The following is a 13,736-nucleotide window of genomic DNA, read 5'->3' as shown; positions in this document are numbered from 1 at the left end:
GAATCGTTGGTCGAACCAGTGGCACACGCCACATCCACTGCCTACCATCGATCACCGCAAGGCCTTGTGCACCGATGCACAAACTCTCCACGGGAGGCTCCTTTGCACCGCCGTCGTCGCACCGCGCTCTCCACCGCCGCCGCACTCCTCCTCGCCGCGCCGCTCCTCGCGGCCTGCGGCGACCAGGCCCACCCCGGCGCCGCGGCCGTCGTCGGCGGCGAGCGGATCGAGGTGTCGTCGGTCCAGGCCGACGCCGCGGCCGTCCGCAGCGCCCAGAAGGACGCCCCGCAGGGCGCCCAACTGGTCACCGCCTCGGGCCAGCTCAACCGCGCCAAGCTGCACGGGTTGATCTTCGGCCGCATCCTGGACCGGGCCGCCGAGGACGCGGGCGTCACGGTCACCCGCAAGGAGATCCAGGAGACGCGGCTGGCCAACCGCGCCGACCACGGCGGCGAGGAGCAGCTCCGGGCGATGATGCTCCGGCAGCGCTGGGTCGCACCGGACCAGATCGACGCCGACATGCGCCAGCAGGTCCAACTCTCCAAGCTCGCGAAGGCGCTCGGCGCGGACCTCGGGACCCCCGCCGGGGAGAAGGCGGTCGGCGAGGCGCTGGCGGCGGCGTCGAAGGCGCTCGCCATCGACGTCAACCCGCGCTTCGGCGCCTGGGACGACAAGGAGATGCGCCTCGGCGCGTACAAGGCCCCCTGGATCACCCAGGTCACCGAGACCACCCCGCAGGACCCCCGCGGCGGCGCCTGAACCGGCCGGGACCCGGCCGACCGCGGGCGCCCGCGCCCCTCGGGGCGCGCGGTAGGTTCCCAGGGTGAACGCCGAAGACCCCGCAGACCCCCAGAACCCCGGCCGCCTCGTCCTGCTCACCGTCAGCCACCGGGTCGCGCCCGGCCTGCTGTCCTGGCCGGCCTGGCAGGCGCTGCACACGGCCGACCGGGTCCTGTGCGCCGACCCGGACCACCCGCACCTGCCCTACCTGCGCGAGGCGGGCGTCGCCGTCGAACACGCCGCCCCCGCGGCCGGTGAGCTGGTCGACGCCTGCGCGGGCGGCCGCAGCGTCGTCGTCCTGGCCGGCGGCGAGGGTGACCGCGCCCTGACCGACGGCCTGGCCCGCCTCGGCGGCTCGGGCCGGGTGCGGATGCCGGACCTGGAGCTGCTTCCCGGCTCCTACGACCTGCCCGGCGCCCGCCTCCTGGACCTGGTCCAGGTCATGGACCGGATTCACCGCACGTGCCCGTGGACCTCGCGACAGACGCACCGGGGCCTGGCCAAGTACGCCATCGAGGAGGCGTACGAGCTGGTCGAGGCGATCGAGGACGGCGACCGGGACGAGTTGCGCGAGGAGTTGGGCGACGTCCTGCTCCAGGTCGTCCTGCACGCGCGCATCGCGGAGGACGGCCGCCCCGAGGACGGGGAGGAGCCGTTCTCCGTCGACGACGTCGCGGGCGGCCTCGTCGAGAAGCTGATCCACCGCCACCCGCACGTCTTCGGCGACGCGAGCGCCGAGACCCCGGAGGAGGTCCGCGCGCACTGGCTGCGCACCAAGGCGGTCGAGAAGCAGCGCACCTCGGTCACCGAGGGCGTCCCGCTCGGCCAGCCCGCCCTGGCCCTCGCGGCGAAGCTCGCGGGCCGCGTCCGCACCGCCGGGCTGGACGTCCCGCTGCCCGCCGGCGACACGGTCGGCCACGAACTCCTCGCCCTCGCCGCGGCCGCCGAGGCGGACGGCGCCGACCCGGAGGCCGCACTGCGCACCGCCGCCCGCGCCTACCGCGATGCGATCGTGGCGGCGGAGGGCTGAGCGGTACGGGGCCGGCGGGGGCGTCCGGCGGGCTGGTCCCGGTGACGGGCGAGCCGCGGCCGGACCGGAGCCGGGCCGCCTCCGAACCATGAGCGGGCCGAAGCCGGGCCGCCTCGCACGCGCCGGTCACCGACCGCCCGTGCGCGCGGCGGATCCGTGTCCCGTCGTTCTGGCTGGACCGGGCGGCCGGGACCGGGAGCCGGACGGCCGCGCTCCGCTCCACGCGGCTGCGGGCGGCCGGGGAGGAGCCGCCCGATACCGTCGAGGGGTGAACGACAGCCCCGCCGACACCCCCGCCACCTCCGGCACCCCCGCCGACACCCCCGCCACCTCCGGCACCCCCGCCGACCCCCCGGCCACCTCCGCCGACGCCCCGGCCATCCCCGCCGACCCCCCGGCCACCTCCGCCGACGCCCCGGCCACGCCCGGCACCTCCGCCGGGGGCCCCGGCCGCTCCGGCAGCCCCGCCGACGCCCCGGCCACGCCCGGCAGCGCAGCCGCCACCCCCGCCACCTCCGGCAGCCCCACCGAAGCCCCCGCGACCGCCGACGCCCCCGCACCCCCCGGCTGCCCCCGCGCAGCCGCCGCCCCGCCCGCCCCCGCCCTCTTCACCTGGGAGTTCGCCACCGACCCGTACCCCGCCTACGCCTGGCTGCGCGAGCACAGCCCCGTGCACCGCACCGCGTTGCCCAGCGGGGTCGAGGCCTGGCTCGTGACCCGGTACGGGGACGCCCGGCAGGCGCTCGCCGACGCCCGGCTCTCCAAGAACCCGGTGCACCACGCGGAGTCGGCGCACGCCAAGGGCAAGACGGGCATTCCGGGGGAGCGCAACGCGGAGCTGACGACCCATCTGCTCAACATCGACCCGCCGGACCACACACGGCTGCGCCGGCTCGTGTCCAAGGCGTTCACCCCGCGCCGGATCGCGGAGTTCGCGCCCCGCGTGCAGGAGCTGACGGACCGGCTCATCGACGACTTCGTGGAGCGGGGCTCGGCCGACCTCATCCACGACTTCGCCTTCCCGCTCCCCATCTACGCCATCTGTGACCTGCTCGGCGTTCCGCGCGAGGACCAGGACGACTTCCGGGACTGGGCGGGCATGATGATCCGGCACGGCGGCGGGCCGCGCGGCGGGGTCGCCCGGTCGGTGAAGAAGATGCGCGGCTACCTCGCCGAACTCATCCACCGCAAGCGGGAGAACCCCGGCGACGACCTCATCTCCGGTCTGATCCGGGCCAGCGACCACGGCGAGCACCTCACGGAGAACGAGGCCGCCGCGATGGCCTTCATCCTGCTGTTCGCCGGCTTCGAGACGACGGTGAACCTGATCGGCAACGGCGTCTACGCCCTGCTCCGCCACCCCGAGGAGCGCGCCCGGCTCCAGACCTCCCTGGACGCGGGGGAGAGCGGGCTGCTGGAGACCGGGATCGAGGAGCTGCTGCGGTTCGACGGGCCGGTGGAGCTCGCGACCTGGCGGTACGCCACCGAGCCGCTGACGCTGGGCGGCTGCCGGATCGCCGCCGGGGACCCCGTCCTGGTGGTGCTGGCGGCGGCCGACCGGGACCCGGAGCGGTTCGCGGACCCGGACGTCCTGGACCTGACCCGGCGTGACAATCAGCACCTCGGCTACGGGCACGGCATCCACTACTGCCTGGGGGCGCCGCTGGCCCGGCTGGAGGGCCAGACCGCCCTGGCGACCCTGCTGGAGCGCCTTCCGGACCTGCGGCTCGCGGGGGAACCGGCCGATCTGCGCTGGCGCGGCGGGCTCATCATGCGGGGGTTGCGCACCCTGCCGGTGACGTTCACACCGGGCAGCCGCCGCACGGAAGATGACGCGCAGTCACCACCGTGATGTGCACGTGATCTCCGCTGCATCGACTTGTGACACGCGTTCGAGTCCCGCTAGGTTCACGGTTCGACGCGTCGGTCGCTCGTCGCCCACGCGTCACCTGCGTACCGGCGCACGCCCGCAGGGGCGGAGCCCGGTGCCCAGTACCCGCTCGTCAGTCGCACGGAAGGCATACCCATGGGCTCCGCGAACGGCCGACACCGCCGCCCTCGCCAGGCACCCGCCCTCGTCGTCGCCGCAGGCGTGGCCGGATCGGCCATCGCCATCCCGCTGCTCGGCGCGAGCGGCGCGCACGCGGCGGAGGCCGCCACCTGGGACCGGGTCGCGGAGTGCGAGAGCGGCGGCATGTGGAGCGCCGACCTCGGCAACGGCCACTACGGCGGCCTCCAGTTCTCGCAGGAGACCTGGGAGGCGTACGGCGGCACGTCCTACGCGCCCCGCGCCGACCTGGCCAGCCGCTCGCAGCAGATCGCCATAGCCGAGAAGGTCCTGGCCGACCGGGGGCCCAAGGCGTGGCCCAGTTGCGCGGTCATCTCCGGCCTCGTGGCGGACGGCTCCCTGCCCGGCGTCGATCCGGGCGCGACGCCGTCCGCCGACCCCGCGGACGGGACGGACACAGCGGGTACTTCGGGCGGTTCGGGCGAGAAGGGCGCAACCGGCGGGTCCGGCGGGTCCGGTGAGTCCGGCGGGTCCGGCGGGTCCGGCGAGTCCGGCGAGTCCGGCGAGAAGAGTGGAACCGTCGAGCCCGACGAGGGCGGTACGAAGGACGAGAGACGTACGGAGCGGCGGAGCGGCACGCCCGCCCCCGCCACGACCCCCACCTCCCCGCCCGCGCCGACGGGAGCCCCCGACGCCGTGGAGCCCTCCACCGCGCCTGACGCCTCGACGGGTGACGAGCGCACCGGCGGAAAGCACCGGGGCGCCCCGGACCCGGAGGAGACCGGCCCGGCGGCCGGGCCCGACGGCGTACGGGAGTCCGGCCGGCACGCCTCGCGGGGCGAGGACGGCGCGCGGGACGGCGCGACCCCGGACGGGGCGTACACGGTGCGGGCCGGTGACAGCCTCTGGGCGATCGCCGACGCGCGCGAGCTGCCCGGCGGCTGGAGCGGCCTGTACGCGACCAACAAGGACGTCATCGGCTCCGACCCGGACCTGATCCTGCCCGGCCAGAGCCTGGACCTGGGCCTGGGTCAGCAGGCGGAGCGGGACGAGCGGGAGAGCGCCGGAGCGCCCGCCGCCGACTGACGTACCGAGGGGCCTGTGCGACCCCTGTGCGCGCCCTGTGCGGGGCCCGACGCGGTTTCCGCGCGGGCCCCGTCCGCGTATCGGCGCACCTCCGCGCGCGTGAGCCCGCGCACGCTCCCGTACGGAAGCCCGAGGGCCCCTCGTACGGGAAACCCGCGCGCCCGCGCACGCTGCAAGAGCCCCCTACGGGCGCGTGCACGCGCCCTCACGCGTGAGCCCGCGCGCGGAAGCCCGAGAGCCTCTCGTGCGGGAGCGCGCAACCGCCCCCGCCCAGCTCCCCGCGCGGGTTCCCCAGGGCGAAAAGCCGGGAAAATCCCCGGCAGTTCACCAGCCTATGTCCGCTTTTGCGTAAGTGAGACATGGATCTCTTTGCCTCAACTGGCCGATTCCGTCCGGCGGGTCCGCCCAGATCGCCTCCGACCTGCGGAAACGACCCGTCAGTGCGGGGAGCTAAGTGGCGATTGCCGTGTATGTCCATCTTTGAATGTCGGGGTTGCCTGTGTTTACGGTCGGAACCGCTCGCACCGCGGGCCCCGTCGACCGTCACGCCGAATCCTGCCGTCGGTCGAAGGGAACAGACGCGTAAAGCGCCGTAGGCAGGAGCGGGGGACCCAGGTAGGCCGCCGGGTCCGGACGCCTCGTCGAAGGACGGGGACGGACGGGACCGGCTAGGGGTGAAGACGTGCGCAAGGTCGCGCGTCCGGGCAACTCATCAGCCCGAACCCGACAGCTCACCTCGTAGGCGTCGGTGAGGAGATACGTTCCATGCTGCTGAACAGCAAGGGCAAGCACCGCCGCCCGTCCAAGGCCGTCCGCGTCGCCACTCTGGCGGGTGTCGCCGGCGCCGCCGTCGCCATGCCGCTGATGGGCGCGACCGGCGCCTCCGCCGCCTCCGTCGAGACCTGGGACGCCGTCGCCCAGTGCGAGTCCGGCGGCAACTGGTCCATCAACACCGGCAACGGCTACTACGGCGGGCTGCAGTTCTCGCAGTCGAGCTGGGCCGCCGCCGGCGGTACGCAGTACGCCTCGCGCGCCGACCTGGCCTCCAAGGACCAGCAGATCGCCACCGCCGAGAAGCTGCTCGACATGCAGGGTCCGGGCGCCTGGGCCTGCGCCGGAGCGGGCGGCCTCACCAACGACGGTGTGGACCCCGGTGTGAACGCCGGCTCCGGCCAGTCCGAGAAGTCGACCGAGCAGGCGCAGCCGCGGCAGGCGCAGCCCGAGCGCCGGGCCGAGCAGCCCACCACGCGCAGCGAGCAGCGCACCGCTCCGCGGGCCGAGAGCAAGAAGACCGTCACCACCCCGACCGGCGAGAAGGTCAAGAAGGGCGACGGCGAGTACGAGGTCAAGGCCGGCGACACCCTGAGCACCATCGCTCAGAAGGAAGGCGTCAAGGGCGGCTGGAGCAAGCTCTTCCAGCTCAACGACGACATCGTCGAGGAAGCCGACCTGATCTTCCCCGGTCAGCAGCTCCACCTGAAGTAACCGGAGTCTCTCCTCCCCGGAGGGAGGGGTCCGGCGGTCCCTCCCTCGCACGGCCCCCCGGCCCGGCGCGCTCTCCCCCGTGCGCGCCGGGCCGGGGTCGTGGTGAGGGGGCGGGCGGTCCGTTCACCTCTTGTCGTTACCGCCCGGTAGGTTCCAGGGATTCGTCCCGTCATGAGGGTCCTTGGGTGCTTTTTCGTCCCAGGAGTCGGGCGGTCGGCCGACGGAGAGGGCCGCGCCGGTTAGGCTCGTGTCGCAAGGCCACCGTGACCCTGCACAACCAGTGTCATTCCCAGAAGGAGATGCCTCGTGCCGTCCATCGACGTCGTCGTAGCCAGGGAAATCCTCGACTCACGGGGGAACCCCACGGTCGAGGTCGAGGTCGGCCTCGACGACGGCAGCACCGGTCGTGCTGCTGTTCCGTCCGGCGCCTCCACCGGTGCGTTCGAGGCCATCGAGCTTCGTGACGGCGACCCCAACCGCTACCAGGGCAAGGGCGTGGAGAAGGCCGTCCTCGCCGTCATCGAGCAGATCGGCCCGGAGCTGGTCGGGTACGACGCCACCGAGCAGCGCCTGATCGACCAGGCGATGTTCGACCTGGACGCCACCGAGAACAAGGCCTCGCTCGGCGCCAACGCCATCCTCGGCGTCTCGCTCGCCGTCGCGCACGCCGCCTCCGAGGCGTCCGACCTGCCGCTCTTCCGCTACCTCGGCGGCCCGAACGCGCACCTGCTGCCCGTTCCGATGATGAACATCCTCAACGGCGGGTCGCACGCCGACTCCAACGTGGATATCCAGGAGTTCATGATCGCGCCGATCGGCGCGGAGTCCTTCTCCGAGGCCCTGCGCTGGGGCGCGGAGATCTACCACACCCTGAAGAAGGTCCTCAAGACCAAGGGCCTGTCCACCGGACTCGGCGACGAGGGCGGCTTCGCCCCGAACCTGGAGTCCAACCGCGCCGCCCTGGACCTCATCGTCGAGGCCATCAAGGAAGCCGGCTACGTCCCCGGCCGCGATGTCGCGCTCGCGCTCGACGTGGCCGCGTCCGAGTTCTACAAGGACGGCGTCTACGAGTTCGAGGGCAAGTCCCGCTCGGCCGCCGAGATGACCGAGTACTACGAGGAGCTCGTCTCCGCCTACCCGCTGGTCTCCATCGAGGACCCGCTGTACGAGGACGACTGGGCCGGCTGGAAGGTCATCACCGACCGCCTGGGCGCCAAGGTCCAGATCGTCGGCGACGACCTCTTCGTCACCAACCCGGAGCGCCTGGCCCGCGGCATCGAGGAGGGCTCCGCCAACGCCCTGCTCGTCAAGGTCAACCAGATCGGTTCGCTGACCGAGACCCTGGACGCCGTCGAGCTGGCCCAGCGCAACGGCTTCAAGTGCATGATGTCGCACCGCTCCGGCGAGACCGAGGACGTCACCATCGCCGACCTCGCCGTCGCCGTGAACTGCGGCCAGATCAAGACCGGCGCCCCGGCCCGCTCGGACCGCGTCGCCAAGTACAACCAGCTCCTGCGCATCGAGGAGATCCTCGACGACGCCGCGGTGTACGCGGGACGCTCCGCGTTCCCGCGCTTCAAGGGCTGATCCGGGCGGCCCGTTCCGGGCCGAGGGCATAGCCTCCGTCCGTCCCCGCACTCGGTCCCGTACCGTGTGCGGGGACGGACGTGCGTAACGGGGAGGCGGGAGACATGGCCGGGAAGGACCGCGACCGGTTCTCCACCTCGACCAGGCTGCGGCTGCTCGGGGAGCAGACCGCGGCACGGGTGTACCGCTCCCAGAGCCGCCGCCAGGACCGCCGCTCCCGGCTGACCGGCCGGGCCGCGTTCCTGGCGCTGGTCGTCTGCTCCCTGGTGGTGGCGCTCGCCTACCCGATGCGGCAGTACGTCTCCCAGCGCGACGACATCGCGGAGCAGGAGCGGCTCGCGGAGCAGGCCGAGCGGCGCACCGAGGAGCTGCGGGACGAGAAGGCCCGCCTCCAGGACGACGCCTACATCATGCGCCTGGCCCGCCGCCACCTCCATTACGTGCGGCCCGGCGAGATCGGCTACACCGTGGCCGACCCCGACGCGGCCGAGGACCGCCGCGGAGAGCCGGGGGAGAACGACCGCCCCTGGCACTCGAACCTCTGGGACGGCGTCGACGGCGCCGACCGCGACTGACCCGACCGCACGTCCACCCGCACCCACCCGCACGCATCTCTCACGAGCTTTCGAGCAGAACCAAGGCAGGCATGGAAACGCCCCCTCCGCAGACCGAGTCCACCCCGCCCACCGACGCGGACATCGCCGCGTTCGAGCAGCAGCTCGGCCGGCCGCCGCGCGGACTGCGCGCCATCGCGCACCGCTGCCCCTGCGGCAACCCGGACGTGGTGGAGACCCAGCCCCGTCTGGAGGACGGCACGCCGTTCCCGACGACGTACTACCTGACCTGCCCCCGCGCGGCCTCGGCGATCGGCACGCTGGAGGCCAACGGGGTCATGAAGGAGATGACGGCCCGGCTGGAGTCCGACCCGGAGCTGGCCGCCGCCTACCGCGCCGCGCACGAGGACTACATCGCCCGCCGCGACGCCATCGAGGTCCTGGAGGGGTTCCCGAGCGCGGGCGGGATGCCGGACCGGGTGAAGTGCCTGCACGTCCTGGTCGGCCACTCGCTGGCCGCCGGGCCCGGCGTGAACCCGCTGGGCGACGAGGCCATCGCGCTGCTGCCCGAGTGGTGGGCCAAGGGCCCGTGCGTCACCCCGTGCGTACCGACGGGCGAGGACGGGGAGGGCCGCTTCGCCGCCCGCCCCCTCGACGGGTCCGCCGAGGGGGAGCAGGCGTGACGCGGGTGGCCGCCGTCGACTGCGGTACGAACTCCATCCGGCTGCTCGTCGCCGACGCGGACCCGGCCACCGGCGCCTTCACCGAGCTGGACCGGCGGATGACGATCGTCCGTCTCGGCCAGGACGTCGACCGCACCGGCCGGCTCGCCCCCGAGGCGCTGGAGCGGACGTTCGCGGCCTGCCGCGAGTACGCCGCCGCGATCGAGGAGCTGGGCGCGGAACGCGTCCGCTTCGTCGCCACCTCCGCCTCCCGCGACGCCGAGAACAGCGACGCGTTCGTCCGGGGCGTACGGGACATCCTGGGCGTCGAGCCCGAGGTGATCAGCGGCGACCAGGAGGCCCAGCTCTCCTTCGACGGCGCGACCAAGGAGCTGACCGGCGACGACGGCCTCGCGACGCCGTACCTCGTCGTCGACATCGGCGGCGGCTCCACCGAGTTCGTCCTCGGCTCCCGTACGGTCGACGCCGCCCGCTCCGTCGACGTCGGCTGCGTCCGCATGACCGAACGCCACCTGGTGGCGGACGGGGCCCCCGTGGACCCGCCCACGCCCGAGCGGATCGCCGCGATCCGCGCGGACGTGGAAGCCGCCCTCGACACCGTCGAGCAGACCGTCCCGCTCACCGGGGCGGGCAGCCTCGTCGGCCTCGCCGGCACGGTCACCACGGTCGCCGCCATCGCGTTGGACCTCGCGGAGTACGACTCCGAGGCCATCCACCACTCCCGCGTCTCCCTCGCCCAGGTCCGCGCGATCACCGACCGCCTGCTCACCTCCACCCACGAGGAGCGCGCGACGATCGGCGCGATGCACCCCGGCCGGGTCGACGTGATCGGCGCGGGGGTGCTCGTCCTGCTCGCGGTGATGGAGCGGACGGGAGCGCGGGAGGTCGTCGTGAGCGAGCACGACATCCTGGACGGCATCGCCTGGAGCGCCGCGGGCTGACCGGCCCTGACCACCGGCGGAGCGCGCGGTGGTGGACGCACGGGTGACGCCGTCGGACGCGGCGTCCCGCGGAGGGCGGAGGGTGGCTTCGGCATCCTCGGACGCGGTGCTCGCGGCCGTGGTCGGCGCGGTGGTCGACGGCACCCTGGGGCCGTTCGGATCGGCCCGCCCCCAGGCCGACCGCCCCACCCCGCTCACCCGCGTCGCCACCTGCCCTTTTGAGCTGTGCGACGGCCGCGGAGGGGGCCCGGACGCGTCCCTCCGGGGCCCGCCGCCGCAAACTTCGTGAACTTCTTCACAAGAGATTCAGCCCCGTCGGGCCCCGTCCGGGCCCTCCAGGGCCGTCCGGGTCATCCGCGAGGCCGCGTACGGCGGGCGTGGGTGTGTTCTCCGGGCACCGCTTCGCGGGGGAGCGGGATGCTGGTCCACCCGGTCCCGGCGGCCAACGACCAGCTCACAAGCGGTGAACAACGATTCCGGGGACGCCGTGGTTCCCTTCCGGGCCCATGACCTGGGTCACGTGGGCGGCGAAGTGTAGCAGAGGGTCGGCCCAACCTTGTGAAGGGGCTCACGAGCTGCCCCCTCCGGAGGGGTGGATACTCGATGGCATGAGCACCACGGAGCGTCCCAGGATTCTCGTTGTAGGCGGTGGGTACGTAGGCCTGTACGCAGCTCGTCGCATTCTGAAGAAGATGCGATACGGAGAGGCGACCGTCACGGTCGTCGACCCGCGGTCGTACATGACGTACCAGCCCTTCCTTCCCGAGGCTGCCGCAGGCAGCATCTCGCCTCGGCATGTCGTCGTCCCGTTGCGACGCGTGCTGCCCAAGGCTGAGGTTCTCACCGGTCGGGTCACGACCATCGATCAGGACCGCAAGGTCGCCACGGTCGCGCCGCTCGTCGGCGAGGCCTACGAGCTGCCCTTCGACTACCTGGTCATCGCCATGGGCGCGGTCTCCCGCACCTTCCCGATCCCCGGCCTCGCCGAGCAGGGCATCGGCATGAAGGGGATCGAGGAGGCCATCGGCCTGCGCAACCACGTGCTGGAGCAGTTGGACAAGGCCGACTCCACGACCGACGAGGACGTCCGCCGCAAGGCGCTCACCTTCGTCTTCGTGGGCGGCGGGTTCGCCGGCGCCGAGACCATCGGCGAGGTCGAGGACATGGCCCGCGACGCGGCCAAGTACTACAACAACGTGAAGCGCGAGGACATGCGCTTCATCCTCGTCGACGCCGCCGACAAGATCCTTCCCGAGGTCGGCCCGAAGCTGGGCGCCTACGGCAAGGAGCACCTGGAGAGCCGCGGCGTGGAGGTCTACCTCTCCACCTCGATGGACTCCTGCGTCGACGGCCACGTGGTGCTCAAGAACGGCCTGGAGGTCGACTCCAGCACGATCGTGTGGACCGCCGGCGTGAAGCCGAACCCGGCGCTCGCCCGCTTCGGCCTGCCGCTCGGCCCCCGCGGCCACGTGGACACCTCGGAGAAGCTCCAGGTGCAGGGCACCGACTACATCTGGGCCGCGGGCGACAACGCCCAGGTGCCGGACATGGTCGGCCGCCGCGCCGGCAACCCGAACGCCTGGTGCCCGCCCAACGCCCAGCACGCGCTGCGCCAGGCGAAGGTCCTCGGCGACAACGTGATCTCCGGTATGCGGGGCTTCCCGCAGAAGGAGTACAGCCACGCCAACAAGGGCGCGGTCGCCGGCCTCGGCCTGCACAAGGGCGTCGCCATGATCGTCATGGGCAAGATGAAGATCAAGCTCAAGGGCCGCCTCGCCTGGTACATGCACCGCGGCTACCACGGCATGGCGATGCCGACCTGGAACCGCAAGATCCGGATCTTCGCCGACTGGACGCTGGGGATGTTCCTCAAGCGCGAGGTCGTCTCGCTCGGCGCCATGGAGACCCCCCGCGAGGAGTTCTACGAGGCCGCCAAGCCCGCGCCGGCTCCGGCCGCCGCCAAGTCCGAGGGCGAGAAGGCCAAGGCCTCCTAGCCCCGGCCCGACGAGGCCCCTCCGGCCCGCCGGAGCGCTCCGTGCACGACCCCGAAGGGGCCGCCCGCCATCCGTGGTGCGGGCGGCCCCTTCGGCGTGTCCGCCCCCCTGTGCGCCGGTGTGCGCTCTCTTTGCCGATCCGTTGCCCACTGGCGGGATGACGGGGCCCACGGCGACAGTTGAGGCAGGTGAACCTCACCGTGGCACCGGGGTGTCGCGGTGGGGTCGCGGGTCCGTCCTGTGCATCGTGCTCATCGGGGAAACACCACCACGGAGGTGTGCGCCATGGCAGAAGCCGCGTCGCGGCTGACCGCTCTCGCCGAAAGGCTGCTCTCGGAACCCCTCCCGGTCCGGATACGGGCCTGGGACGGCAGCGAGTCGGGGCCGCCGGGCGCGCCGGCCCTGGTGGTCCGGCACCGCCGCGCGCTGCGCCGACTCCTGTGGAAGCCGGGCGAACTGGGCCTGGCCCGCGCCTGGGTGGCCGGGGAGATCGACGTCGAGGGCGACCTGTACGAGGTGCTCGACCGGGTCGCCGGCCTCCTGTGGGAGGCGGAGGGGGACGCCCGCTCCGTCCGGGACCCCGAGGTCCGCGCCTTCGCCCGCGGCCTGCTGGGCCTCGCCGGCCCCTGGCCGCCGCCCGCCCCGCCCGCCGAGGAGGTGCGCCGCCGCACCGGGCCGCTGCACACCAGGCGCCGCGACCAGGCGGCCGTCAGCCACCACTACGACGTCGGCAACGACTTCTACGCCCTCGTCCTCGGCCCGTCCATGGTCTACTCCTGCGCCTACTGGGAGGACGGCGGGACGCTGGAGGAGGCCCAGCACGCCAAGCTCGACCTGGTCTGCCGCAAGCTCGCCCTGAAGGAGGGCGACCGCCTCCTGGACGTCGGCTGCGGCTGGGGCGCGATGGCCGTCCACGCCGCACGCTTCCACGGGGCGCGGGTCACCGGCGTCACCCTCTCGCGGGAGCAGGCCGTCCACGCCCAGAAGCGCGTCGCGGAGGAGGGCCTGGGCGACCGGGTGGAGATCCGGGTCCAGGACTACCGGGACGTCCGCGACGGCCCGTACGACGCGATCTCCTCCATCGGCATGGCCGAACACGTCGGCTCGGTCCGCTACCGGGAGTACGCCGACGACCTCTACGCCCTCCTGAAGCCCGGCGGCCGGCTGCTGAACCACCAGATCGCCCGGCGCCCGGAGAAGGACGAGTCCGCCTACCGGCTCGACGCGTTCATCGACGCGTACGTCTTCCCCGACGGCGAACTGGCCCCGGTCGGCCGCACCCTGGCCACCCTGGAGGCGGCCGGGTTCGAGGCTCGGGACGTCGAGGCGCTCCGCGAGCACTACGCGCTGACCCTGCGCCGCTGGGTGGCCAACCTGGAGCGGCACTGGGACCAGGCGGTGCGCGCCGTGTCGCCGGGCCGGGCGAGGGTCTGGCGACTGTACATGGCCGCGTCCGCGCTCGCCTTCGAACGCAACCGGATCGGCGTCAACCAGATCCTCGCGGTGCGGCCGCTGGAGGACGGCGGCTCCCGGATGCCGCTGCGCGCCCGCGCCTGGACGGAGGAGCCCGGCGGCTGACCGTACGGGC

Annotated in this window: 12 protein-coding genes and 1 riboswitch; all 12 genes read left to right on the top strand. The window is 73.3% G+C overall.

Features of this window, described 5'->3' with window-relative positions; all coding sequences use genetic code 11:
* Positions 1-102 precede the first annotated feature (102 nt).
* The 12 genes from ACZ6EJ_RS21635 (at position 103) to ACZ6EJ_RS21580 (ending at position 13,726) form a co-directional block, all read left to right on the top strand.
* The gene (locus ACZ6EJ_RS21635; RefSeq protein ID WP_469269239.1) at positions 103-759 is read left to right on the top strand and encodes a SurA N-terminal domain-containing protein; all 657 of its coding nucleotides are present in this window, start codon (positions 103-105) and stop codon (positions 757-759) included.
* 64 nt (positions 760-823) lie between these two features.
* Positions 824-1,810 carry a nucleoside triphosphate pyrophosphohydrolase gene (locus ACZ6EJ_RS21630; RefSeq protein WP_469269237.1) on the top strand — a complete coding sequence of 329 codons (987 nt, stop codon included), beginning with the start codon at positions 824-826 and terminating at the stop codon, positions 1,808-1,810.
* A 268-nt stretch (positions 1,811-2,078) separates the two neighbouring features.
* Positions 2,079-3,662: a cytochrome P450 family protein gene (locus ACZ6EJ_RS21625; protein WP_469269235.1), complete on the top strand. Its 1,584-nt coding sequence runs from the start codon at positions 2,079-2,081 to the stop codon at positions 3,660-3,662.
* Positions 3,663-3,836: 174 nt separating this feature from the next.
* Positions 3,837-4,904, top strand: a complete 1,068-nt coding sequence (locus ACZ6EJ_RS21620; protein WP_469269234.1) for a transglycosylase family protein — start codon at positions 3,837-3,839, stop codon at positions 4,902-4,904.
* Positions 4,905-5,482: 578 nt separating this feature from the next.
* Positions 5,483-5,664: riboswitch (cyclic di-AMP (ydaO/yuaA leader) on the top strand.
* A 5-nt stretch (positions 5,665-5,669) separates the two neighbouring features.
* Entirely contained in the window at positions 5,670-6,389 is a 720-nt protein-coding gene (locus tag ACZ6EJ_RS21615) for a transglycosylase family protein (protein WP_469269232.1), read from the top strand.
* 306 nt (positions 6,390-6,695) lie between these two features.
* The gene (gene eno / locus ACZ6EJ_RS21610) at positions 6,696-7,976 is read left to right on the top strand and encodes a phosphopyruvate hydratase (protein ID WP_469269230.1); all 1,281 of its coding nucleotides are present in this window, start codon (positions 6,696-6,698) and stop codon (positions 7,974-7,976) included.
* Positions 7,977-8,080: 104 nt separating this feature from the next.
* On the top strand, positions 8,081-8,551 hold the full coding sequence (locus ACZ6EJ_RS21605; RefSeq protein WP_469269228.1) for an FtsB family cell division protein: 471 nt from the start codon (positions 8,081-8,083) through the stop codon (positions 8,549-8,551).
* 71 nt (positions 8,552-8,622) lie between these two features.
* The gene (locus ACZ6EJ_RS21600) at positions 8,623-9,213 is read left to right on the top strand and encodes a DUF501 domain-containing protein (protein ID WP_469269227.1); all 591 of its coding nucleotides are present in this window, start codon (positions 8,623-8,625) and stop codon (positions 9,211-9,213) included.
* Entirely contained in the window at positions 9,210-10,154 is a 945-nt protein-coding gene (locus ACZ6EJ_RS21595) for a Ppx/GppA phosphatase family protein (protein ID WP_469269225.1), read from the top strand. The genes ACZ6EJ_RS21600 and ACZ6EJ_RS21595 overlap by 4 nt, the downstream gene beginning before the upstream one ends.
* Before the next feature lie 82 nt (positions 10,155-10,236).
* Positions 10,237-10,443 carry a hypothetical protein gene (locus ACZ6EJ_RS21590; protein WP_469269223.1) on the top strand — a complete coding sequence of 69 codons (207 nt, stop codon included), beginning with the start codon at positions 10,237-10,239 and terminating at the stop codon, positions 10,441-10,443.
* A gap of 319 nt (positions 10,444-10,762) precedes the next feature.
* Entirely contained in the window at positions 10,763-12,148 is a 1,386-nt protein-coding gene (locus ACZ6EJ_RS21585) for an NAD(P)/FAD-dependent oxidoreductase (protein WP_469269221.1), read from the top strand.
* 285 nt (positions 12,149-12,433) lie between these two features.
* The gene (locus ACZ6EJ_RS21580; protein WP_469269219.1) at positions 12,434-13,726 is read left to right on the top strand and encodes a class I SAM-dependent methyltransferase; all 1,293 of its coding nucleotides are present in this window, start codon (positions 12,434-12,436) and stop codon (positions 13,724-13,726) included.
* Positions 13,727-13,736: the final 10 nt, after the last annotated feature.

The sequence above is a fragment of the Streptomyces sp. NPDC041970 genome (genome assembly GCF_055588985.1).
The sequence above is the reverse complement of the archived record's forward strand: the minus strand, read 5'-3'. Positions and strand labels throughout refer to the sequence as shown.